This window comes from Nocardia shimofusensis NBRC 100134 (assembly GCF_001613125.1).
In the GTDB taxonomy this organism is placed as follows: Bacteria; Actinomycetota; Actinomycetes; order Mycobacteriales; family Mycobacteriaceae; genus Nocardia; species Nocardia shimofusensis.
On record NZ_BDBT01000026.1, the window covers coordinates 1 to 23,256 of the forward strand.

Below are 23,256 nucleotides of genomic sequence, written 5' to 3' on the forward strand. Positions count from 1 at the left end.
CCCCGCCCCCGCCCCTGCGGCCGCGCCGCCGGTCGAGGCCGTCGCCGCTCAGGCTCCGCCGGTCTACGCGAACAACCTGGACGGCTGGATCCGTCAAGCGCTGGACATCATGGCCGCCAAGGGCATCCCCGGCAGCTACGACGGCATCTACCGCAACATCATGCGCGAGTCCACCGGCAACCCCCAGGCGATCAACCTGTGGGACTCCAACGCCGCCGCGGGCATCCCGTCCAAGGGCCTGCTCCAGGTGATCGACCCCACCTTCGCCGCGTACCACGTCGAGGGCACGCCGTTCGACATCTGGAACCCGGTCTCCAATATCGTCGCCGCCTGCAACTACGCCGCGCACCGCTACGGCAGCATGGACAACGTCAACAGCGCCTACTGATCCCCGCGCTGATCATCCCGCCCGGATCATCCGCGCTCCGCGCACGCACGCCCCGCCCCAGGCTCGCCCGGCCGACGGCGGGGCGTCGGCCGTAAAATGCCCGGGTGGCCGATCACGCGCATACCCCCGATCACGCGCATACCGCCGATTTCGCCCACAACACCGTCTCGGCCGGCCGCCGCGCGGAAAAAGCCCGGCGTTTGGCCGTCTACCTGTGGGACCGCGACATCAGCGCGACCGAACTGCGCGCGATGCCTCCGGCGGCGCTGCGCAAACTGGCCAGGGCCGCGCAGACCAATCCCCCCAGCACCGACGAGACCTGGCAGGCGGTCGCCGCACTGCTCGACGAGAAGGCCGCGTGGGCAGGCCGTCACCCCGGCCACCCGGCCGCCCGCCGCGCTCATCCGGGCGAGAAACTGCTGTGGGTGAAGCCCCCGATCACCCCCTGGTCGTGACTCCGGCCGTCCACCGCGCGTTCGCCGTAGTCACCGGGCCGGGCATCACGATCGGCTAGGCGTCACAGGGGTCGGCGTCACAGGGGTCGGCGTCACAGGAGTCGGTCTCGTCACACACGTCGTCGGAGTTCTCGGCCGACGGCACGACTCGGTCGGCGAGTTCCCGCAAGGCGCGCGCCTGATCCTCGGTCATCGGATCGATGAACAAGGTGCGGACCAGTTCGACGTGATGGGGCGCGGCCCGCTCGAGTGCGGCCCGTCCGGCGGCGGTCAGTTCGACGAGGACGCCGCGCGCGTCCTCGGGCGAGGGCGTGCGCTCGACCAGACCGCGCGCGTCCATCCTGGCCAGATGCTTGGAGAGCCTGCTCTTCTCCCAGCGCACCTCGGCCGCGAGATCTTTGGCGCGCATCCGGCCCGCCGGCGCGGCCGAGAGCGGTACCAGCAGGTCGTAGTCGGCCAGGGACAATCCATCGCGTGCCAGACCCGCGGCGATCGCGGCATCCATCCGGAGCCTGATGCGGATATAGGCTTGCCAGGTCCGCTGCTCTTCCTCACTCAGCCATCGCGTCACCGCCCCAGTCTACCGATTGGTTGACATGGACACCACACGCGAGACGATGCGGTCGCTCGCTTCGCATCGTTGCCTGTTCAGCCTTCGCGCGGTTGACAACTCAGCGACCCATCGCAACAGTGGGTGCGGCGTCGGGACCCTCGACGCCGCTCACCGCAGCACATCACCGCAGCAGACACAGAGGAATAAATGAACGTTCGCCGGCTCCTTGTCAGCACCGCCGCCGCGGGCCTGACGCTCGTCGCGGCCCCCGCCATGGCCTCCGCCAACACCGGTTCCGCGGGAACCGGCTCCTCCGCCATCGACACCGGTCTGATCATGACCGGTTCGGCTGGTCTGTCCCAGACCGGTTCCGCGGGTGGAGCCTTCGCCAACTGCGACGACGCCCGCGCCGCGGGCCGTGCCCCGATTTTCCGCGGCGAACCGGGCTACGGCCCGCACCTGGACCCCGACGGCGACGGATTCGCCTGCCCGACGGTCTGATTCAACCGGATCGTGGCCGAAGACAAGAACACCCGGTGTGGCGAGGCCACACCGGGTGTTCTTCGTTCGCGACGGTCAGCGGAAGAGCTTGACCAGCACCAGGCCCACCACCAGCGCACCCGCTCCGATCAGCGAGTACTTCACCTTCGGCTGATTGAGCTTCGCCATGACCACCGCCTTGGTGTCGTCGGCGATCCGCTGCGGATCGGCGCGCACCGCGATCTCGTCGAGCGTGCTCGCCAGCCGCGTGCGAGCCTCTTCGATCTCCCGCTCGATCCGCTCGGTATCCCTACCCACGTCATTCCTCCTCGTCGATTGGCGTGCCGCCGGGCGCGAACCGGGCCCGGACTCCACCGAGATGTCCCGGCCGGGAAACCCGGCGGTTCGCGAATCACCAGGGCTCGCGCACGAGTGTATCGGCCCGTCGCGCGGCGGTTCGGTTACCGTGCAGGACGTGACGAACCAACGACTCGCCCCCGGTGACATCGCTCCCGCCTTCACCCTGCCCGACGCCGACGGCAACGAGGTCTCGCTCGCCGATTACCGCGGCCGCAAGGTCGTCGTCTACTTCTACCCGGCCGCGAGCACGCCCGGCTGCACCAAGCAGGCCTGCGACTTCCGTGACAGCCTCGCCGAACTGAACGAGGCGGGCATCGACGTGGTCGGCATCTCCCCCGACAAGCCCGCCAAACTGGCCAAGTTCCGCGACGCCGAGGCGCTGACCTTCCCGCTGCTGTCGGACCCCGAGCGCGCGGTGCTGACCGAGTGGGGCGCCTTCGGCGAGAAGAAGATGTACGGCAAGACCGTCACCGGCGTCATCCGCTCCACGTTCCTCGTCGACGAACAGGGCAGGATCGAGGTGGCCCAGTACAACGTGCGCGCCACCGGTCACGTGGCCAAGCTGCGTCGCGACCTGGCGGTCTGAGTTCGCCCCACAGCGCGCCGTCACCGGCGGCGCGCTCAGCCCTTCGCCGCGCTCCCGTTCACCGGGTCTTCGCCCGCGCCGAATCCGTGTGCCGCGAGGTAGCGTTCGTAGCCGTCGAGCATCCGGTCCAGGCCGAATTCGAAATCGGCTCGCGTCCAGTCGATGTCACCGTCGAAGGCGCGGTGGGTGAGCGCCGAGACCAACGCGGGGAACCGCGCGGGGTCGAGCACCGAGAGCAACGTGCCCTCGAGGTCGTAGTCCTCGCCCTGGTCGGCGACGATGTCCTTGGCCGCCCAGGACCGGCCGAGAACGTAGAGCGAGAGATTCAGCACCAGCTGTAGCCGGACGGATTCCGGCAGGTTCGTCCGCCCCAGCGCCGCCAGCCCCGCTTCCAGCCACGCCATGTTGTTGGGACCCATGGGCGGACCGGCCATCGGGATGTCCAGATACCACGAATGCCGGGCGAGGATGTCGAATTCCGCGAGCGCCCAGGCTCGCAGCCCGGCCCGCCAGCCCCCGGCGGCCGCGATCTCCGGCGGCCGGCCGATGACGCGGTCCAGGACCAACGTCACCAGCGTCTGCTTGCTGTCGACATAGCGGTACAGCGACATAGCGGTGAAACCGAGTTCCTTGGCGATCCGGCTCATCGACAGCGCCGGGACCCCCTCCGCGTCGGCCAACGCGATGGCCGTGTCGAGGATCTGGTCCAGGGTGAGCCCCCGTTTGGGGCCGCGTTCCCCCTCCTGCGCCAGGCCCCACAGCAACGCGATCGGCTTGGGCAGCTCGATCGGCGGGGTTCCGGCGGCATCCTCCGACCTGGTCATCCCTGTCCTCCTTCCGCGTCGACTCTAGCCGGGCTCCGGGGTTGCGCCGTTCAACTGCTTAGCCTATAAACTGTATTCATCATAAACAGTTCTTGGGAGAGGTTCACATGACCACCCGGCCCACCTCCGCACTCACCGTGCGCCAGTTGCGCAAGTCCTACGGCGAGCATCGCGTGCTCGACGGAATCGACCTGGAAGTCCCTACGGGAACAATTTTTTCGTTGCTCGGTCCGAACGGCGCGGGCAAGACCACCCTGGTCCGCATCCTGGCCACGCTCACCGCCCCCGACGCCGGCGAGGTCCGGATCTTCGGCCACGACCCGGTGCGCGAGGCTGCCGCCGTGCGCGGCTCGATCGGTGTCACCGGTCAGTTCGCCGCCGTCGACAAAGTCCTGACCGGCGCGGAGAATCTGCAACTGACCGGCAGGCTTCTGCACCTGCCCCGCGAACAGATCCGCGCACGCCGAGACGAACTGCTCGCGCGCTTCGATCTCGTCGCCGCCGCGGGCAAATCCGCCGAGACCTACTCCGGCGGCATGCGCCGACGCCTGGATCTGGCGATGAGCCTGATGGGCCGTCCCCGCCTGGTGTTCCTGGACGAGCCGACCACCGGCCTCGACCCGCGCAGCCGTCGCGAGCTGTGGGCGGTGATCCGGGAACTGGCCGCCGAGGGCGTGACCATCCTGCTCACCACCCAGTACCTCGAGGAGGCCGACCAGCTCGCCGACCGCATCGCGGTGCTCGACGGTGGCCGGATCGTCGCCGAGGGCACGGCCGCGGAACTCAAACAACGCGTGCCCGGTGGCCACATCGCGGTGTTCTTCGCCGACGCGGCCACCTTGACGGCCGCCACCCGCGCGCTCGGCGGCGCCGGCCACCACACCGACCCCGCACAGCTGTCCGTGCGCATTCCCTCCGACGGCAGCGCCGCCGACATCAAGCGCACGCTCGACCGCCTGGCAGATCACGACGTCTCCATCGAGCGCCTGGCCGTGCACACCCCCGATCTCGACGACGTCTTCTTCGCCCTCACCGGGCACCCCACCACCGCAGCCCCCGCGGCCTGACCCGTCCGCGCCCGAACGAGAAGAGATCCACCATGACCGTTACGGCCCCGGCCGCGCGTCCACCTCTGCACCAGCGGGCGCTGCGCACCGCCCAGGACAGTCTGACCATGCTCGACCGCAATCTCCGGCACACCAGGCGCAGCCCGGACACGATGATCATGACCCTGGCGCTGCCGATCGTCATCCTGCTGATGTTCGTCTACGTCTTCGGCGGCGCGATGAATGCCGGTGAGAGCGCCTACATCGACTACGTGGTGCCGGGAATCATCCTGCTGTGCGCGGGATTCGGCGCATCGACCACCGGCGTCACCATCGCCGTCGACCTCGCCGAAGGCATCGTCGACCGGTTCCGCGCGATGGACATCGCACGCTCGGCAGTGCTCACCGGTCATGTCGCCGAGAGCGTGCTGCGCAATCTGGTCACCACCGGCATCGTGATCGCGGTCGCGGTGGCGATCGGATTCCGCCCGACCGCCGATCCGCTGCGCTGGCTCGGCGCCATCGCGGTGATCGCGATGTTCGTGCTGGCACTGTCCTGGGTCGCCGCGGCGCTCGGGCTGCTGGCCCGGAATCCGGAGGCGGCCAACGGCTTCAGCTTCGTCTTCATGTTCCTGCCCTATGTGAGCAGCGCGTTCGTCCCGACCGAAACGATGCCGAGCGCGCTGCACTCCTTCGCCGAGAACCAGCCGGTGACCCCGGTGATCGAAACGGTGCGCGGCCTGCTCATGGGCACCGAGATCGGCGACAGCGCCCTGCTCGCGATCGCCTGGTGCGGCGGCATCGCCCTGGCCGGCTATCTGGCGGCCCGACTGCTGTTCCAGCGCCGCACCACAGCCGCGTGATCGGACGTTTCGCCGGAGCAGAGCAGGTCAGGCTCCGGCGAAACGCTGTGCTGCCCACTGCGCGATCAGCCGCACATGGTTGTCCCACCACCGGTAGGACTCGGGGGTGAAGGCGGGCGGTGGCGGCGCCTCGCCGGGAAACAGCAGCAAGGCGTCCGGATCACCCAGCGTGGGTTCGGTGGGCAGACCCGCGCCGGGCAGCTCGCCGGGAGCCTCGACGACATCGGCCTGCGCGGTCTGGACCGGCTCCAGGCTCAGCGGGATGCCGGGTGCCTCCCAGCGGGTCTGCGACTGCGGCGAACGCAGCGCATACGAGGCATGCTGGACCTCTGCCACCTCCGCCGCACGGAGGCACTCCGGGTCGACGCACTGGGGATCGGCTTCCTCCGGCCGCACCGGAGAGCGAGAGCCGGCGTCCGCCCGGTCGAAGGAGACGGTGTCACCGAAAATCTCGGTGTTGGCTGTCACCCGCGCGTCGTCGGAGGCGAGGGGACCACCGTCGCGCTGCTCGTTGTACAGTCCACCGCCCGCGTAGAGGCCCGCCGTGAGCAGCCCGCACGCGAGCGCGCCCACGGCCGTCGGCAACGCGGGCGCGAGCCGGTGGCGGGCGGGCGCGGCAACCTCGTCGCCTCCGTCGGCCAGATCGTCGAGCACCCACCTCGCCGCCCCGACAGCCGCCGCCGCGGGCGCGAGCGGACACGACAGCACCGGCACCCCCAGTCCTTCGACAGCCGCGCGCGCCTCGAACGAATCGGCGGCCGACCCGATCAACACCACCGCGTCCAACCGCACCCCGGCCGCCTCGCTCTGGTCGCTCGCCGCACGCACCACGTCACCGAGCGCCGCGACGGTTCCGGCCCGGCCGGTCGCCGCCAGCACCCGGCTGCGCGCGGCGTCGACCACCGTGCATGCCTGATATCCGGGCACCACGTCGCAGACCAGCAGGTCGCCGAATTCCGTCAGCGAGGGCAGATCGGCGGCGACGCTCAGATGCGCCGACGTCGACGGCACCAGCGCCGCGCCGTGCCAGCGACCTTCGGCCAGCCGGGTGACCACCGCCCTGCGCTGGGCGGTCTCCCGATAGACCACCGCCGCCCCCGCGATCGCCGAGTCGAGATCGCCGATCGGCTCGTCGCCGTCCTCGCCGGCCTCCGGACCCGCGGCCGATTCCCTCGCGTCCATGCGCCGCAGTTCGGCGGCCACCGCGTCGAGGGCGACCTCCACCGCCACGGCGATGTCCGCCGGATCGGTTCCGGTCCTGACCACCCGGCGCACGAGCACCCGTTCGGCCCACCTGCCCCCGACCTCGGACAACGCCACCGCGCGGACCGCGCCGCGTTCGATCGAAGCTCCCAGAGTCACCATGAGTCGAGCCACCACACCCGCCTTCCCCGTCACCGTCTGCGCGGGCCTCGCTCGCCTTCGAACCTGCCCGCTCGAAACATCCGCTCGAAAGAACACGAGCCGAACCCGCCTGGTCGAATCAGCACGGCCGGATCGGTACCCTGGATCGGCCCCCGAGGGCGCGACGATGCGCCTACCGATTCACGCGTGCTCAGTTGGGGTTCGACACCACAACCGGTGTGGATGGGTGGGAGAAGTGACCGAAAACCGACCCGCCGATGATGCGGGCATATCGGCCTTCTATCGGTACCGCTAGCCTGGACGCGTGGAAGTGCAAGCGAAGGCCGAGGCGAAGCCCAGGAAGCGACACCTTGACCCCGCTTTGGAGATGCAGGACGACCCGCGGGAATTGATGCCGCGCAAGCGCCCCACTCAGGAGCGGAGCAAACGCAAATTCGACGCGCTGTTGCAGGCGTCGCGCGAATTGCTCGTCGAGGTCGGGTTCGAGTCGTTCACCTGTGAAGAGGTCGCGGCTCGCGCCGAGGTGCCGATCGGCACCCTGTATCAATTCTTCGCCAACAAATACGTGATCGTCTGCGAACTCAACCGTCAGGATCTGGTGGCGGTCTCCCGGGAACTCGCCGATTTCCACGGCGAGATCCCCTCGCTGGACTGGTTGCGGCACATGAACCAATTCGTCGACCATCTGGCCAGTCTGTGGGTGACCGACCCGTCCCGGCGGGAGGTGTGGCTGGCCATGCAGTCCACCCCGTCCACGCGGACCACCGGCGCGATCCACGAAAAGGAATTCGCCGAGGTCGTCTCGCAGATGCTGCGCCCGCTCACCCCGCGCACGCCGCGGGCCAGGCGCACCATGATGGCCGAGGTGCTCGTGCACGTCGTCTATTCGATGCTGAATTTCTCCGTCCAGGACGAGCAGTCGCACGCCGACGCCGTCGCCGAACTCAAACGGCTGATGGTCGCCTATCTTCTTGTCGCGGAAAAGGAATCGCGGTCCTGAGATTCCAGGACCGCGATGATCAGGAGCCGATGATCAGGAGCCGATGATCAGGAGCCGATGATCAGGGCTGTGTGTTCATGCCGGTGACTCCCGGCCTTCGATGAGATCGGCCAGCTCGCCCGGATCCTCGAGCACCACCATCGCGGCGGCGGTGTCGCCGTCGTGGGTGAGCGACAGATGCACCCGCACCCGCGGCAGGAATTCCGCCGCCAGGCCGTGCAGTTTGATGCTGGGCCGCCCCCAGGCGTCGTTGACCACCTCGATCAGCGGATACGGATTGTCGCCGATCTGCGGGCTGCGCGCGAAGCGCGAGGACGCCCACGCCTTGAGCACCGCCTCCTTGGCGGCCCAGCGCGCGGCGAAACTGCGAGCCGGGTCGGTGCCCTTGCTCTGGCAGTAGCGGCGCTCCCCCGCGGTGAAGCTCTCCCGCAGCATGGTGCTGCCCACGCGCTCGAGCTGCTCGGAGAACTCCGAGATGGTCACCAGATCCAGGCCGATTCCGAGAATGGTCATGCGTCGTCGCAGCTCCCTCATATGCATTCGGGAGTGCGGCCGCCGGTCCGGCGGCCGCACTCCCGTTCGGCAAACGCTCAGTTGTTCACGGTTCGCGTCGTTCGCGACCGATCCGGAGATCGACGAACGACTCGCAGTGCAGCGTACTGGTTTCGGCGCACTACCGGACCGAGTGAAGCAAACGCGCGGCCGGATCGTGTCCGCGAAGCAGACACGATCCGGCCACCCTCGTCGTTACTCGGCGGCCGGCTGTCGCAGAACCTCCGCGCCGGTGCCGCAGCCCCGGCCGTCGACCCGGTAGGCGCCGTCGGAGCCCAGGCGCGCCTGCGGCGAGAGCAGCATCTCGGCCTCGAGCTGACGCACCCGGCTCGCCGGCGTGCCGTCGGCCCCGAGCCGCCGGTCGGCGGGCCGCTCGTAGAGCGCCGCGCCGCCGCACATGGCCTCGGCGATGCGCTGACGTCCGGCCAGCTGCCGCTCCTGCGCCCTGCGCTGGTACTCCTCGCGCCGTCCGGCCTCCACCGCCTGGATGAACGCCTGCGGATGCACCACGGCCAGCAGCCCGGAGACGTGGCCGAAGCCGAGCGAGGTGACCAGACCGGCCTTGAGCGGGAACCGCTCGCCGAAGCGCAGCGCCTCACGCACCCACACCAGGTGCGGGTAGGCCCGCATCTTCTCGTCGACGCAGTCCAGGCTCCGGTTCGGCGGCACCACACCGGATTCCAGCACCTGGCACAAGCCGATCAGCTGGAAGGCGGCCGCGCCGCCCTTGGCGTGACCGGTCAGCGCCTTCTGCGAGACGACGAACAGCGGGGCGCCCTCGGAGCGGCCGACCGCGTCGGCGAGACGCTCGTGCAGTTCCGACTCGTTCGGGTCGTTGGCCGCGGTCGAGGTGTCGTGCTTGGAGACGACCGCGATCTCGTCCGGCGAGACACCCAGCTTGCGCAGTTCCGCCGCGAAGCGGGACTCGCGACCACCGCGACCGGCGCCCAGGGCGCCGAGGCCGGGAGCCGGGATGGAGGTGTGCACGCCGTCGGCGAAGGACTGCGCGAAGGCGACCACGCCGAGGACCGGCAGGCCCATCTCCAGCGCCACCGAGCCGCGGGCCAGCAGAATCGTGCCGCCGCCCTGCGATTCGACGAACCCGCCGCGACGGCGGTCGTTGGCACGGGAGAAGTACCGGTCGCTGATGCCCTTGGCGCTCATGGCCGCCGAGTCCGCGGTGGCCGACATGTCACCGAAGCCGACGATGCCCTCGATGCCGAGATCGTCGTAACCGCCGGCGACCACCACGTCGGCCTTGCCGAGGCGGATCTTGTCCACGCCCTCCTCGACCGAGACCGCCGCCGTCGCACACGCCGCGACCGGGTGCACCATCGCGCCGTAGCTGCCCACGTAGGACTGCACGACGTGCGCCAGCGCCACGTTCGGCAGCGCCTCCTGCAGGATGTCGTTCGGGCGCGACTCGCCGAGCAGATTGTCGACGTAGAGCGAGCGCATCGAGGACATACCGCCCATACCGGTGCCCTGGGTGTTGGCCACCAGGCTCGGGTGCACCCAGCGCATCAGTTCCGACGGGTCGAAGCCGGAGCCGACGAACGCGTCCACGGTGCAGGCGATGTTCCACAGCGCCACCCGATCCACCGAGCTCGCCATGTCCGCCGAGATGCCCCACACGGTCGGATCCCAGCCGGTCGGGATCTGGCCGCCGACCGTGCGGGACAGCTTCGCCTTGCGCGGCACCCGGATCTCGGTGCCCGCCTGGCGAGTCACCTGCCAGTCGCCGGAGCCCTCGACCGGCGAGATGACGGTGTGCTCGGGATCGGCGTCGGCGAACGCGCGGGCCTCGGCCTCGCCGCCCACCGTGAAGGTGAGGTCGCGGTCGAGGAACACCGAGGTCATCAGCGGCGCGGTGTTGTCCACCATGGCCGCGTCGTCCTCGTAGCGTCGCACGCCACAGCGGGCGACGACGGTGTCGTGGTAGCGCTCGGCGATCTCGTGCTCGGGCACGTACTCGCCCGATTCGGTGTCGTACCAGCCCGGCTTGGGATCGTTCTCCCAGGCCACCAGGCCGGTGGTCCAGGCCAGCTCCAGCACGCCCGCGGCGGACAGCTCGTCGGAGACCTCGATCTCGAAGCGGGTGCGCGAGGAGCCGTACGGGCCGAGTTCGGCGGCGCCGACGATGACGACCATGTCGTCGAGGTCGGCGGTCACCTCACCCCACTCCGGCACCGGCAGCGCGGAGGTGACCGTCGGCGGCGCGGGCAGCGCCGGGATGGTCGCTTCGGCGCTCGCCTCGTCGGCCGCCGCGGCCTCCGCGTCTTCCTGCGCCTGCTTGGCCAGCGCGGGCAGGTCCAGCTTGGCCCTGGCCAGTCCGCCGGTGAGGTCGATCTGCTGCGGGCCCGACGCGGTGACCTGACGTGCCCGCGAGGTGCACCACTTGAGCAGTTCGTCGGCCATCTCGGTGGTCGACCAGGTCTGCACGCCCGCCTTCTCGACCGCCGCGACCATCGGGTCGTTCTGGCCCATCAGCCCGGTGCCGCGCACCCAGCCGATCAGCGCGTGCACCAGGGTGACCCGCTGCGACCAGGACTTCTCGGCCCGCCACTTGGCGACCACCGCGTCCAGCGCCGCCTTGGACTCGCCGTAGGCGCCGTCGCCGCCGAACAGGCCGCGGTTGGGCGAACCCGGAAGTACCACATGCAGTTTCGCGTCGACGTCGTGATCGGCGCCGATCACCGAGAGCCCGCCGATCAGACGCTCGACCGACCACAGCAGCACGCGCATCTCCATCTCGGCGCGCGCACCCGCGTCGGCGAGATCACCGGCGACCCGCGGCGCCGCGAACGGCAGCAGCATGGTCGGGGTCATGGCGTCCTTGATCTTGATCTTGGCGCCGCCCGCGGTGTCGACCTGCTCGCTGCCGACCCACTCGACGAGTGCGTCGACATCTTGGTAAGAGGCCATGTTCGCGGGGACCACCCACAGCGCGGCCCCGGCCCTGGCGTTCTCGCGGTAGAGCTTCTTGTAGAAGCCGATCCGCTCGTCGTTCAGGCCGGAGGTCGTCGCGACGACGGTCGCGCCGCCGGCGAGCAGCCGTCCGGTCACCGCCGCGGCGATGGAACCCTTGCTGGCGCCGGTGATCACCGCGATGTCGCCGGACCACTGTCCCGGCGCCTCGTCGGTCAGCAGCGCGACCTCGGCGATGCGCTCGTAGAGCCCGGCCAGCACCGAACGCGCTTCGCCCTTGGCCCGCTCACGCCACCAGTTCGCCTGCGCCGCAACCGCTTCGCCCGCGCCGGTGAATCCGTCCACCGGCCGGTCGGCGGCCTGGGAGTCGTCGATCAGCCACAGCCGGGCCAGATCCTCGCGGGCGCTGGCCCAGCGATCGTCGATCAGCACGGCCTTGCGGGCGTCGAAGGCCGGCGCGACCAGACGCGGCCAGTCCGAACCCAGTTCGGCCGAGACCAGGTCGACCAGCGACTCGTCGGACGCTTCCGGAGCCGAGACCCGGTCCCCCAGGCCGAGGTGTTCCAGGATCACCCGGGCCGCCGAGGCGAGCACGCCGTCGGGACCGGTGATCTGCTCGGTGAACTCGCCGAGCGCGGCCGCGTCCACGGTCGCGCCGCCGCCACCGCCGCTGGACGGCAGCGAGACGCTGATCCCGCGACGGGCCGCGACAGCCTGCACCGCGGCGTCGACGGCGGCGTCGACCGACGCGCCGTCGGTGAGTCCGCCGGAGACCAGGCCGCCCAGGTCGCCGCCGCGCACGCTGACACCTTCGCGGGTGCCGAGCGAGACCTCGGCGGTGACGTGGCTGGCCCAGCCGTCACCGAGCTCCCAGACCTTCTTGACGCGCTCGGCGACGGCCGCCGGCCGCTTGCCGGACGGGCCGAAGACCTTGCGCAGGTGGTCGTTGATGGAATCCGAGAGCACCGAGCCGAACGGCTTGTAGGTGCGGGCCAGCCGGTCCACGGTCGCGGCGAGCGCGCCCATGTCGGCGTCGGCCGCGCCGTCGATGGCCCCGAGCGAGAGTTCCGCGCCGAGGTCGACGAGCAGCTGGTTGCGGCGCGAGGAGACGCCGTCGCACAGGCCCTCGATGGTGTCCACCGGGCCGATCTGGTCCAGGCGCAGCTTGGTCCACAGCGCGATGAGCACGCGGGTGGCGTCGGCGGCGCTGAACGCGATGTCATCCGGGCGCGGACCGCCCGAGCTCGCCACGGGGGCAGGCGCGGCGGCAGCGACCGGAGCGGCCGTGGGCGCGGCGGTTTCGGCCGTGGTCTCCTCCGGCTCGTCGATCGGCGCCGGATCGGTGTCGGTCGAGTAGACGATGCCCGCTTCGCGCTCGATGTTGAGCACCTCGACGGTGGCCGAGGCGAAGCTCGGCAGCTTCAGCGTCTGGCTCGCCAGGTTCGCCACGGTCGGGGTCGCGCCCAGGCCGATCTCCACGAAGCGCTCCACGCCGAGACCGCCGTGCGCGGCATCGGTGAACAGCAGATCCTGGGTCTCGATCCAGCGCACCGGGCTGGCGAACTGCCAGGCCAGCAGCTCGATCAGCACCACCCGGCACAGCTCCACCGGACGCGCGGCCCACGAGTCGAAGTCGGCCAGCACCGCGGCCAGCGGCTCCGAGGGCACCAGATCGGCGATCTCGGCGACGAATTCGCGCTCCAACGAGAACGGCTTGGGCACCAGGTTCGGGATGTAGCGCCCGAGCAGCACCTCGGGATGCAGATCCGCCGGCAGCAACTGCTCGAGCTTGCTGCGGAATTCCGGCACGCCCTTGCGCAGCACCGTCGAGTGGAACGGCACGTCGATGCCGGGGATCAGCACGAAGGCCCGCTTGCCGCCGAATTCCGCACGGCGACGGTCGATCTCGGTCTCCAGCGCCTCCAGGCCCATGACCGTGCCCGCGATCGCGTACTGCGAGCCGCGCAGGTTCAGGTTCACGACCTCGAGGAACTCACCGGTCTGCTCGGAGATGCCGGAGACGAAGCCGACGACCTCGTCGTCGGGCAGCCCGATCTGCGAGGGCCGGATGGCGGCCATGCGGTAGTCGCTGCGGCCCTGGGCATCGCGCGGCACCAGCGCGTGCATCGCCGAGCCGCGCTGGAACACCACCTCGAGCAGGGCCTCCAGCGGCAGCACGCCCGCGACGGCGGCCAGCGCGTTGTACTCACCGACCGAGTGACCGGCCAGCATCGCGCCCTCGACGTACGCGCCGGCTTCCCGCAGTTCCGCGACCTGCGCGACACCGAGGGTCGCCATCGCGACCTGGGTGAACTGGGTCAAATGCAGCACGCCGTCCGGGTGCCGGTGCTCGACGCCGCGCGCCCGCAGGTAGGTCGGGTTGTCGCGCACCACGGCCAGGATCGAGAAGCCGAGCGCCGAGCGGGTGTGCTTGTCGGCGCGGTCCCAGATCGCCTTGGCGGCCTTCGAGCGGGTCCGCGCGTCCAGGCCCATGCCCTTGCGCTGGATGCCCTGGCCGGGGAAGGCGTAGACGGTCTTGGGCGCCCGGATGCGGCCGGTGGCCGTCATGACCAGGTCACCGCCGGTGCGGCAGGACACCTCGACGATCTCGCTGCCGTTGTCCACCGCGACGCGCTCGACGCGCACGTCGATCTCCGCGCCCGGGCGGACCATGCCGAGGAACCGGGTGGTCCACGCGGACACCGTGCGGGCGGGCACCGACGCGGTCGGGTCGACAGCCGACACCGCGTGCTGCGCGGCGGCCGACAGCCACATGCCGTGCACGATCGGGCTGCCCAGCCCCGCCAGTTTGGCGGCGTTGTCGCTGGTGTGGATGGGGTTGTGGTCACCGGACACCGCGGCGAAGGCGTGCATGGCGCGCGGCGCGACGATGGTGACGTCACGACGGCGGCGACGCGGGGTGTCGGCGGCGTCGGCGGCAGTACCGGCGGCGCGCGGCGGATCGGACAGCTCGCCGGCGCCGTTGCGGCCGCGGATGGCGAAGCGCTCGGTCAGTTCGGCCAGCGGCACCACGTCCAGGCCCTGATCACGCATCTCGCCGACGGCCACACGGACCTCGACGACCCGGCCCATGTCGGTGTCGACCACCGAGGACGACTCGGCGCGGACCACGAGAATGCTGGTCTGGTCGGGCAATTCGCGCAGCAGCTCGATCTGGTGATCGAGGTGCACGAGGTCGAGCATGCCCTCGATGACCGAGCGTGCATCGCCGGTCCGGGTCGCGCCGAGCACCGCGAACACGGCGGGCCAGCAGGCGCCGACCAGCACATCGGGCACGGTGCGGCCGAGGGTGCTGAGCTCGGCGGGCAGACCCGAGCCGGTGACGCCGGCGTGATCGGCGATCAGATCCGGGGTCCAGGCCAGATTGACGTGCGCGATGCCGCCCTTGACCTCGGGCAGCGACTGCCCGGCGGCCACGGCCAGCAGCGCGGCCATCGCGGCGTCGGCGTCGTCCTCGGTGATGACCGGCGCGCCGCCGTTGTAGATCGAGACCGGCGCGGTGATGCGGATGCGCACCGCGTCGCGGCCCAGCAGCGGCACGGTCAGCTCGACGTAGGAGTTCTCGGTGTCCGGGCCCGTGGTCTCGACCAGAGTGGCGCCGGTGCGCGGGTGCACCGCGCCCTTGCCGTCCACGGTCCAGTCGGCGAGATCGCCGAGGCGGTGCACCGGGTTCACGGTGGTCCGTCCGGCCCACTGCACGTCGGGCGCGGCGATCACGGCGTCGATCACGCCGCCGGTCACCCCGGCGACCCGGCGGGCGTCGACCGGGGCGGGCACCACGCCGTCACGCACCAGGCTGTAGGCGGTGTCCTGCTCGAAGCGGTCGAGCAGTTCGCCGACCGGCTCGTCGACACGGGTGATGCCCGCGACCGCGACGGTGCCCGGGATCACGCACACCTGATCGGCCGAGTAGCGCGCATCATGCGCCTGCCACAGCGAATCCGAACGCCACCAGCGGCGCACGTCGCCGTCCACGACCGGCACGAAGTTGACCGGCTTGCCCGGCGTCTTGCACAGCGAGATGAAGAACGGCACGTCGGCCGGATGCAGCAGCGTCTGCTCGGCGGCCGGGTAGCGCTCCTGCAACGTGCACAGCGCCTGCACCGGGTTCTCGAACGCCTCGTCGTCGGCGAACAGGGTCGGGATCTCGCCCCGGTCGGCCGGGTGCAGACGGGATTCGGTGCGCCGCACCATCTCCGCGAACCGGTCGCGCCAGGTGATGTCCAGCCACACCGAGGCGGTGGCCTCGGCGATGGCGTCGCCGATGTCGCTGCCGCAGTCGAAGTCCTTGCGCCGGTCCAGGCCGACGGCCAGCTCCACGTAGCGCTGCAGCCACTCCTGGTAGGTCATGGTCGCCACATCGCCGAAATACGGCTTGGCCGTGGCGTTCAGCGCCTCGATGATCTCCGCGCGACGCTCGGCGACCGCGTCGGCGTCACCGGCGACCTCGTCGAGCAGGCGGCCCGTGCGCGAGGCGGCGTTGTCGATCTCGTGGATGTCGGCGCCCAGCTGGCTGCGACCCGAGGCCATACCGCCGGACGCGGTGCCCGCACCGACCCAGTCCGGCGTGCCGGGGGTGTCGACCAGCAGCTGCTTGACCTCGGGCGCGGTGGTGGCCTCCAGCGTCGCCATGGCGGCGGTGCCGACCAGCACGCCGTCCAGCGGCATCACCGGGTAGCCGTGCTGCGCCGACCACTGGCCGGTCAGGTACTCACGCGCCCGCTCCGGGGTGCCGATGCCGCCGCCGACGCAGATCACCACATTGTCGCGGCCGCGCAGTTCGGCGTAGGTCTCGAGCAGCAGGTCGTCGAGGTCTTCCCAGGAGTGGTGACCGCCGGCCTTGCCGCCTTCGATGTGCATGATGACCGGGTAGTCCGGCACCTCGTCGGCGATGCGCAGCACCGCGCGGATCTGGGCGACCGTGCCCGGCTTGAACGCCACGTGGTGGATACCGGCCTCGGTCAGCTCGTGGATGAGCGCGACGGCCTCTTCCAGCTCCGGGATACCGGCGGTCACGATGACACCGTCGAACGGCGCGCCCGCCGCACGGGCCTTCTGCACCAGCCGCTTACCGCCCAGCTGCAGCTTCCACAGGTAGGGATCCAGGAACAGCGAGTTGAACTGCACCGAACGGCCCGGATGCAGCAGCGTCTTCAGCTCGGCCACCCGGTCGGCGAAGATCTGCTCGGTCACCTGACCGCCACCGGCCAGCTCCGCCCAGTGACCCGCGTTCGCGGCCGCGGCCACGATCTTGGCGTCCACGGTGGTCGGGGTCATGCCCGCCAGCAGGATCGGCGAACGACCGGTCAACTTGGTGAACGCGGTCTCCACCACGATGCGACCGTTGGGCAACCGCACCGGCTTCGGCGCGTAGGCGCTCCACGGCTGGGCCAGCTCCGGCGCCGCTCCGGGGGTCAGCAGGCTGCGCTGCCCCGCCCGGGTCGCCGCCGCGACGATCCCCACGCCGCTGCCCTTGAGCGAGCCCGCGGTCAGCCGGGTCAGCAGGTCACCGGGACCGAGATCCAGAATCCACTGCGCACCGGCCGCCACCGCGCTGTCCACCTCGGCGACCCAGTCGATCGGATCGACCAGAATCTCCTGCGCCAACCGGCCCGCCAGCTCCGCATCCACCCCGCACTGCGTGGCCCAGCCGCTCACCAGATCCACCGTGTCGCTCAGCGCCGGATGATGGAACGCCACGTCGACCAGCAGGTCCTCGAAGACCGGCGAGAACACCGCGCCGCCGCGCGCCTTCTGCTCCCGCTCCTTGGTCTGTTGCTCGGAGATCTGCGCACAGCGCTGTCGCACCCGCTCGATCTGCGCCGGGGTGCCCGACAGCACCGCCCGCCGGCGACCGTTGCGAATCGAAACCACCGCCGCCACAGCCGGATCCACGCCCTCGGCGACCTCGGCCACCACCGCGCGCAGCTGCTCGGGATCGACATTGGAGACCGCCACCATCGGCGAGTTCGCCCCCACCGGCATCAGCCCGCGCCGCCGCGCCACTAGCCCGGCGGCCGCGCCGATCAACTGCCCGATCGCCAGCAGCTCCGCATCCCGCGCGCCCGCACCTTGGAGCGCCGAAGCTGCCAGCAGACCCTGCGAATGTCCGACCACGGCCACCGGCGCGTGCTCGGCCGGGTCCAGCCCCTGCAACCGCAGCGCCCGCAACGCCGCCAGCTGAGTCAGCAACACACCCGGCATCGACACCACCGCCGAGCGCAGCACGTCCTCGGACGGCGCGGCCGAAGGCTCCTCGGAATCCGGATCGGCCAGCTCGTCCTCGAGCATCCACGCCACCGGGTCGAACCCGCCGGGACGTACGACAAGCAATTGGCGCGCAACGGGTTCCAGCAGCGCGGCCGCCTCGTTGACCAGTGCGGTCAGCTCCGGCTCCAGCGCGCTGTCCCGCGCGATCTCCTCGAGTTCGCTGAGCCACCGCGCGCCCTGCCCACCGAAGGCCAGCGCGTAAGGAGTTCCGTTCAGCAAACGATCCAGCAACGGCGACCGCGTCCCCGCCGCACTCTGTCCGGCCTTACCCGCCTTCGCGCTCGCTCCGGCTCCGGTCTCGGTGCTCTCGTTGATCGTCAAGACGCTTCGTCTTCCTTCTCTTCGGCGACGTGCCGTGGCTCGTCGCTCAACTCGGGTACGCGGGCATTCCTCGACCGCAGGGCCTGATTACGGCGAGGATTCCACAAAATCATGAGGAAATCCTCACGTTTCGTTACCGCCAACGCCCCTACCTCTGAGTATTTCCGTACACCCGTACCAGAATGCCCCGAAACATGACTGTCCCTCATGTTTCAAACGCCCTGTTCCGACCCGTTACCGCCCCACACAGAAACATGAGCGCCCCTCATCTTGCCCGTGACCGAATCGTTATAATCCCAGGTCGGGTTACCGGCCAGTACGACACTCGCCACAGTCACTTCTGGAACCGCGCCTCGGCCGGTAAAGTTTGGACGGTCGTACCACCAAGCGCGAGTGGCGAAATTGGCAGACGCGCCAGATTTAGGTTCTGGTGTCTTAGGACGTAGGGGTTCAAGTCCCCTCTCGCGCACAGATCTCCGTCATTCGTGACAGATTTTCGCGCAGTGTGCGAAAGGCGGCATGAACGCCGGCCAACGTCGCACCGCCCACGACACCATCACCACCCGCCTGAACGATGGAGCACCGCTACTGATCGTGGGCACCGGCTCCTACATCGGCGAGGGATTCGACTGCCCGGCCCTGGACACCTTGTTCCTGGCCGCACCCGTGAAATTCAAAGGCCGCCTCGTTCAGTACGTCGGCCGCATCACCCGCACCGAAAACCCCGCGAGCTGTGGATTACGTGCCATCGTCACCGAGCGTCATCGACTTCGGATCTCCCCCAGAACATTCAGTGGTCTCCTTGCTCGACGGAACTGCGGTTGCAGGCGTGGCGGTCGAGCGCCGACTGTGCAGGCGCGATCGAACGTCGTCCCATTGTGTTTGGATCAGCGCCAGCCTGGCCGCGCGGAACCTGCCGTCTTCGAGTTCGGTATGCAGGCGCAGTTCACGCGAGAGCACGATGGCCTTATTCAGCAGGAACGGCGCCTCGATTCCGGTCGCGGCGACGATCGCCTCGATGCTCGACTGCGCGTCGGGTGTGCCTGCCAGCAGGGTGTGCAGCATCGCGAGATCGAACCCTGCCGCGAACAGCCCGGTGAATTCGAAATCGACCGGCACACAGTCGCCGCCGTCGGCGAGCAGCAGGTTGGACGGAAGCGGGTCACCGTGGGCGACGACGTCGAGGGGGCCGGCGGCGGCGATGAGTCGGTGCAGTGCCGTCCGGTCGTCGTGGTCGAAGATCCCGATGCGGTGGTAGCGCTCTACCCTGCCCGGGTAGTCGAACACCGGCGATAGCGCTTCCGCCGGTGGGTTCCATGCGCCGAAACCGAGCAGGGTGTACAGGATTGTGTCGAGCACGGCTGGGGCGATCTGGCCACTCGGGTATCGCTCGGTGTGCACGACGCGGCCGGGGATGTGTTCGATGACGATGCCCCGACCGTGCGCGGCGTGGATCAACTCGGGCACCCTTACCGGAGGCGGGCAGGACGCGAATGCCCGGTAGATGCCGATCTCGTGCTCGAGTTTGTCCTGCCAAAATGTCTCGTCGGTCGAACACACCTTGATCACGGCTGCGCGGCCTCGGTAGGCGCCGACCGCCAGCAAGGATTTGTCGGTGGCTTGCAGGATTCGGTCGACTGTGATGGTTGCACCGAGTACGTCGGTGATCTTCGCGGTGACGGCATCGAGGTCGGGTGATGCTCCGGCCATCGGGATCCTCCCCTGGTCGCTGTGACGATATGGGGCGATCGCTCGACCAGGACGGGCTGGGCGGCGGCCTCACGCGAGCCGTGAGCAAGCGCGTGGATCGAACACGACTAGAGGAAGACGCGCCGACCTGAGACCCGACCTCCCCACCGGATCGGGTTCCAGGTCGGCCCCGGCAGGATTCAGGACGCTTCGTCCCGCCCCCGAACCCGTGTGGTCATCGAACATCGTCAGCCCTGCGACCCCCTACGCCGCAGGCCTAACCGAAGCGATACGCAAATCATACAAAAATTTTGACCGAGGTCAAGCGTGCATCACGAGATCAGTCGCTGGTTGCGCAAGTCATGAAGGCGTTCTCAGTAGCCGTAGCTGCAGTGCGTTGTCGGTGGCACGGCAACCAGCTTGGCGTTCTTACACCGCACAGAAGTCGTACCTACGATTATGCTTGCGTGCATGTACGCAAATTTTGGTACCCGCCTATGAATAAGGACACTGCGCGACAGTTGGGCCAGGCCGTCGTAGAGCGGCGTGATCAGCTGAACCGCAGCAGGCGTCAGGTCGCCCTGATGGGCGGCCCCACCGAGCCGACTCTGCTGAGAATCGAGCGCGGCGAGGCGGGCCGGATCAGTGCCAACACCCTGCACAAACTCGACGTGGGTCTGGCCTGGGAGCCTGGATCGGCTCAGCAGCTGATAACAGGTGGGGAGCCGATCCCGCTGCGGCGCGGCAGCACCATCGAAGTCGCACCGTCCTACATCGTCGTGCCCGCCGAAACCATCAGCGGGCTGCTCGCCGTCGCCCGGGAGATCTCCGAGTTGGCCGAAGCGGACTCCGCACTGCGCGAGGCGTCCCAGCGGCTCGACGACTGCATACAGCCGCTGTACTCCCGGTATATCACCCAACTGCTGGAAACCAACCGCCTCCACGGCGGTGCGCTCGGCCCTTTGGTCGCCCTCCTGGGCCCCTTTCTGGACCGTCCGACCGACCCTGCCGACGCCGATTGGGAAGAGGCACGATATCGGCGGTGGCTCGCGGGCATTCGCATCGATATGGATGAGGCGACCCGCAAACGCTTCGAAGCCAGACTGGAGGCTGCCAGGTGAGCGGATCGCTGTCCCTATCCGAGCGCATCGACATGCTCTTTCGCGCGTTGCACAGCGCGGCCGGCGAAGAACCTGCCGTCGAGGCTGTCGCCGAGGCCATGCACGAGTACGGCATCGATGTCGACCACGCCGTGCTGGCGGCCCTGCGCGCCGGAGACCTCGAACACGCAGCACCGGACCTGCTCACCGCTCTTGCGGGCCACTTCAATCAGCCGGCCTGGTATCTGACCGGCCCCGCCGATGACGAACAAGTCATCGGCGTGCACGTCCAGCTCGGCCTGCTGCGGGCGCTGCGGGACTCGGGCGTCAGCCGGGTGCGTCTGCGCGGACGGCCCACTCACTCCGACCGCGAGGCACTGATCGAAAGCCTGATGGCACACCGCGCGCAGGACTCGCCCGCACCGGTCAATCGCGGCGAGGAGACAGCCTGAGTCGCAAGCCATTCGGCTTGAGTGTGATCGTCTCCTTGACCTTCAACTCGTAGTTCGGATCGGCGTGTAGATCGAACTTGCGTAGCACAGTCGCCAACACGAGCGCGATCTCGTGGTAAGCGAACTGCCGACCGATACAGGCCCGCATCCCGACGCCGAACGGCCGATACAGCTCCGGATGGCGCGCACGCACCCGCTCCGGAAGGAAGCGGTCCGGATCGAAGCTCTCCGGATCGCCACCCCACAGCTCATGGCGATGCAACTGCAACAATACGACGAATACCCATTCGTTCTTCTCGAACGGGTACCGTCCACCCAGCAGCGTGTTCGCGCGCGCCTTGCGGAAATAGCCTGGGGCCGTCGGCCACAGCCGCAGTGTCTCATCGACGATGCGCCGCACATACCGCAGCTTGGCGACCTGCTCGAACTCGATCTCCTCGCCGGTCCATATTTCGGTGATTTCGCGCCGAGCCCGCTCGGCGATCTCGGGATGCACGGAAAGATAGTGAAGCGCGAAGGCCATCACGCCGGCCGAGGTCTCGTGCCCTGCCGCGAGAAAGGTCAGAATCTGGTTGCGGATGTTCTTCTCATCCAGCAGTGTCCCGGTGTCCGGATCCGCCACGGTCAACATCCGGTCCAGTAGGTCGCCGTGCTCACCAGCGCCCTCGCGGCGGCGGTGGGCGATCACTTCGTCGATCTTCGCGTTCACCATCGCGACATCGGCTCGGTGCTGGGCACGTTGCTGACGAAAGACAGTGCACTCGATGAGCGGATGCGAGTATGCCGACCGGTTGATGTATGTCAGCGCACGTAGCATCGCCGATACCACCGGATGGGGATCGGTCCGAGTGAACGACTCGAATTCGTAGCCGAATCCGGTCCGGCCGATCACCTCGAGGGCGACCTTGTTCGTATCGGCCGGCACATCGACCCACTCACCGGCGCGTCCGGCCCAGTGCTCGATCAACTCATCCGCGCACCGGCGCATGGTGGCGTGGTAGCCCCGCATCGCTGCCGCGGTGAACGACGGCGCCAGGACAGCGTGCGCTTTGGCCCAATTCGGTTCGGAGTTGTGCGCGGTGAACAGTCCGTCACCGGCCACGCTGCGCAGATCCCGGATCGGGACGCCGAGGAATTTCGACCACAGTTCATCGTCGTTGATCTCCCGCAACAGATCCGGGTCCGAGACGTAGGTGACCCGCGCCCCGAAGATGTTGCGCTCGTAGATTCCGCCGTACTTCTGCGCGCCACGCATACCCCATTGACTGGAATCGGTGACATGCAGATCCCACACGTCACCCAGGACCGGCAGACGGTACGGCGGATGCGGTAGCTTCCGCTCCCGGGCACGGATCGGCCTCGGAGTGGTCGTGGTCATTGTGCTCCATCCCGTAGTTCAGCGCCGCCACATGGGCGGCCGCCTCATCCCAGTGCGCGGCGATGCTGCGCAGCGTACGACGTTCGTCGACGATGTCACGTCCAGGCGCGGAAGCGTGCAGGCGAACATAGCGCCCCGGCGCCGCACCAGATCGCTTGCGGTGCAACGCCCGCATGATCTGCACCGTCTCCGCCATGGCCTCGGGCAAATAGTCGGGGGCGGGCTCGGAGTAGCGGCCCAGCACCAGCAGACAGTCACGGATCTCGACTGTCATCCGATGCAACCTCCGCGCCGATCCCACCGACGAAACCTGCTCTGCGGGAGAGGGGATCTCTCGCGCGCACACCGCCACCAGTTCGGTCCACAACGGTGTCAACCGCCGCACCGCACGCGAGGCCGGATCCACCCGAAGCCGGCGAGCGACCTCCGCCATCACCTGCGCCGACGCCGGAACAGCGCCCAGCAGAAGGAGATAGATGAAATTGCGCTCATTGGCATCGAAGCGGAAGTCGACGAATTCCTGTCCGGTCCCGGTCGCCGCGCACACCGCGCTGACAAGGATCGACATGGCCTCCTCGGTGGCCCAGACTCCGACAACGAGGATCACCACATATGTCAGGCGATT

General features: G+C 69.2%; 18 protein-coding genes and 1 tRNA gene. 10 read left to right on the top strand and 9 right to left on the bottom strand.

Annotation, left to right across the window (positions count from 1 at the left end):
* Window positions 1–388 (top strand): transglycosylase SLT domain-containing protein (locus tag NS3_RS21730; protein WP_157101464.1); only part of this gene is annotated, 388 nt, incomplete at its 5' end.
* A 104-nt stretch (window positions 389–492) separates the two neighbouring features.
* Window positions 493–843 (top strand): hypothetical protein, encoded by a 351-nt coding sequence (locus NS3_RS21735; RefSeq protein ID WP_067862696.1) that lies wholly within the window; start codon window positions 493–495, stop codon window positions 841–843.
* A 55-nt stretch (window positions 844–898) separates the two neighbouring features.
* On the opposite strand, the gene NS3_RS21740 is transcribed toward NS3_RS21735, so the two are convergent.
* On the bottom strand, window positions 899–1,414 hold the full coding sequence (locus NS3_RS21740) for a MarR family winged helix-turn-helix transcriptional regulator (protein ID WP_067862698.1): 516 nt from the start codon (window positions 1,412–1,414) through the stop codon (window positions 899–901).
* A 189-nt stretch (window positions 1,415–1,603) separates the two neighbouring features.
* Here NS3_RS21740 and NS3_RS21745 point away from each other — a divergent pair, with 189 nt between their 5' ends.
* On the top strand, window positions 1,604–1,897 hold the full coding sequence (locus NS3_RS21745) for an excalibur calcium-binding domain-containing protein (RefSeq protein WP_067862700.1): 294 nt from the start codon (window positions 1,604–1,606) through the stop codon (window positions 1,895–1,897).
* Between the two features lie 75 nt (window positions 1,898–1,972).
* Here NS3_RS21745 and NS3_RS21750 read toward each other — a convergent pair whose 3' ends face one another.
* Window positions 1,973–2,194 (bottom strand): DUF3618 domain-containing protein, encoded by a 222-nt coding sequence (locus NS3_RS21750; RefSeq protein ID WP_067862702.1) that lies wholly within the window; start codon window positions 2,192–2,194, stop codon window positions 1,973–1,975.
* Between the two features lie 157 nt (window positions 2,195–2,351).
* Here NS3_RS21750 and bcp point away from each other — a divergent pair, with 157 nt between their 5' ends.
* Window positions 2,352–2,822: a thioredoxin-dependent thiol peroxidase gene (gene bcp / locus NS3_RS21755; protein WP_067862858.1), complete on the top strand. Its 471-nt coding sequence runs from the start codon at window positions 2,352–2,354 to the stop codon at window positions 2,820–2,822.
* Window positions 2,823–2,857: 35 nt separating this feature from the next.
* Here the strand turns inward: bcp and NS3_RS21760 are convergent, their stop codons facing one another.
* The gene (locus tag NS3_RS21760) at window positions 2,858–3,646 is read right to left on the bottom strand and encodes a TetR/AcrR family transcriptional regulator (protein WP_067862704.1); all 789 of its coding nucleotides are present in this window, start codon (window positions 3,644–3,646) and stop codon (window positions 2,858–2,860) included.
* A gap of 107 nt (window positions 3,647–3,753) precedes the next feature.
* Between NS3_RS21760 and NS3_RS21765 the strand changes: the two genes are divergently transcribed.
* Entirely contained in the window at window positions 3,754–4,713 is a 960-nt protein-coding gene (locus NS3_RS21765) for an ABC transporter ATP-binding protein (RefSeq protein WP_067862706.1), read from the top strand.
* A gap of 32 nt (window positions 4,714–4,745) precedes the next feature.
* Complete coding sequence (locus NS3_RS21770; protein ID WP_067862708.1) at window positions 4,746–5,555, top strand: ABC transporter permease; 810 nt, start codon at window positions 4,746–4,748, stop codon at window positions 5,553–5,555.
* 27 nt (window positions 5,556–5,582) lie between these two features.
* Here NS3_RS21770 and NS3_RS21775 read toward each other — a convergent pair whose 3' ends face one another.
* A complete protein-coding gene (locus NS3_RS21775) occupies window positions 5,583–6,920 on the bottom strand; it encodes a hypothetical protein (protein ID WP_067862710.1) in 1,338 nt (445 codons plus the stop codon).
* A 367-nt stretch (window positions 6,921–7,287) separates the two neighbouring features.
* Here NS3_RS21775 and NS3_RS21780 point away from each other — a divergent pair, with 367 nt between their 5' ends.
* Window positions 7,288–7,920 (top strand): TetR/AcrR family transcriptional regulator, encoded by a 633-nt coding sequence (locus tag NS3_RS21780; protein ID WP_067862859.1) that lies wholly within the window; start codon window positions 7,288–7,290, stop codon window positions 7,918–7,920.
* 75 nt (window positions 7,921–7,995) lie between these two features.
* Here the strand turns inward: NS3_RS21780 and acpS are convergent, their stop codons facing one another.
* Window positions 7,996–8,433: a holo-ACP synthase AcpS gene (gene acpS / locus NS3_RS21785; protein WP_067862712.1), complete on the bottom strand. Its 438-nt coding sequence runs from the start codon at window positions 8,431–8,433 to the stop codon at window positions 7,996–7,998.
* Between the two features lie 234 nt (window positions 8,434–8,667).
* A complete protein-coding gene (locus NS3_RS21790) occupies window positions 8,668–18,012 on the bottom strand; it encodes a type I polyketide synthase (protein ID WP_067862714.1) in 9,345 nt (3,114 codons plus the stop codon).
* A gap of 387 nt (window positions 18,013–18,399) precedes the next feature.
* Between NS3_RS21790 and NS3_RS21795 the strand changes: the two genes are divergently transcribed.
* Window positions 18,400–18,481, top strand: a tRNA-Leu gene (locus tag NS3_RS21795).
* Window positions 18,482–18,750: 269 nt separating this feature from the next.
* On the opposite strand, the gene NS3_RS21800 is transcribed toward NS3_RS21795, so the two are convergent.
* Window positions 18,751–19,722: a phosphotransferase gene (locus NS3_RS21800; RefSeq protein WP_084495821.1), complete on the bottom strand. Its 972-nt coding sequence runs from the start codon at window positions 19,720–19,722 to the stop codon at window positions 18,751–18,753.
* Window positions 19,723–20,198: 476 nt separating this feature from the next.
* Between NS3_RS21800 and NS3_RS21805 the strand changes: the two genes are divergently transcribed.
* Window positions 20,199–20,822 (top strand): helix-turn-helix domain-containing protein, encoded by a 624-nt coding sequence (locus NS3_RS21805; RefSeq protein WP_157101465.1) that lies wholly within the window; start codon window positions 20,199–20,201, stop codon window positions 20,820–20,822.
* Window positions 20,819–21,253: a hypothetical protein gene (locus NS3_RS21810; protein WP_067862717.1), complete on the top strand. Its 435-nt coding sequence runs from the start codon at window positions 20,819–20,821 to the stop codon at window positions 21,251–21,253. Before NS3_RS21805 ends, NS3_RS21810 begins: the two co-directional genes overlap by 4 nt.
* On the opposite strand, the gene NS3_RS21815 is transcribed toward NS3_RS21810, so the two are convergent.
* Together NS3_RS21815 and NS3_RS21820 are read right to left on the bottom strand one after the other, a co-directional pair.
* Entirely contained in the window at window positions 21,228–22,631 is a 1,404-nt protein-coding gene (locus tag NS3_RS21815) for a cytochrome P450 (protein ID WP_067862719.1), read from the bottom strand. The genes NS3_RS21810 and NS3_RS21815 overlap by 26 nt on opposite strands.
* Window positions 22,549–23,241, bottom strand: coding sequence for a DUF6545 domain-containing protein (locus NS3_RS21820; protein WP_067862721.1), 693 nt, complete (start codon window positions 23,239–23,241; stop codon window positions 22,549–22,551). Before NS3_RS21820 ends, NS3_RS21815 begins: the two co-directional genes overlap by 83 nt.
* Between the last annotated feature and the right edge of the window lie 15 nt (window positions 23,242–23,256).

Bases quoted from the DNA above. Each gene is read 5' to 3' on its own strand.
- NS3_RS21745 (WP_067862700.1), top strand. From the start codon at position 1,604: ATGAACGTTCGCCGGCTCCTTGTCAGCACCGCCGCCGCGGGCCTGACG.
- NS3_RS21760 (WP_067862704.1), bottom strand. From the start codon at position 3,646: ATGACCAGGTCGGAGGATGCCGCCGGAACCCCGCCGATCGAGCTGCCC.
- NS3_RS21765 (WP_067862706.1), top strand. From the start codon at position 3,754: ATGACCACCCGGCCCACCTCCGCACTCACCGTGCGCCAGTTGCGCAAG.
- NS3_RS21770 (WP_067862708.1), top strand. From the start codon at position 4,746: ATGACCGTTACGGCCCCGGCCGCGCGTCCACCTCTGCACCAGCGGGCG.
- NS3_RS21775 (WP_067862710.1), bottom strand. From the start codon at position 6,920: ATGGTGACTCTGGGAGCTTCGATCGAACGCGGCGCGGTCCGCGCGGTG.
- NS3_RS21780 (WP_067862859.1), top strand. From the start codon at position 7,288: ATGCAGGACGACCCGCGGGAATTGATGCCGCGCAAGCGCCCCACTCAG.
- acpS (WP_067862712.1), bottom strand. From the start codon at position 8,433: ATGACCATTCTCGGAATCGGCCTGGATCTGGTGACCATCTCGGAGTTC.
- NS3_RS21800 (WP_084495821.1), bottom strand. From the start codon at position 19,722: ATGGCCGGAGCATCACCCGACCTCGATGCCGTCACCGCGAAGATCACC.
- NS3_RS21805 (WP_157101465.1), top strand. From the start codon at position 20,199: ATGAATAAGGACACTGCGCGACAGTTGGGCCAGGCCGTCGTAGAGCGG.
- NS3_RS21815 (WP_067862719.1), bottom strand. From the start codon at position 22,631: ATGACCACGACCACTCCGAGGCCGATCCGTGCCCGGGAGCGGAAGCTA.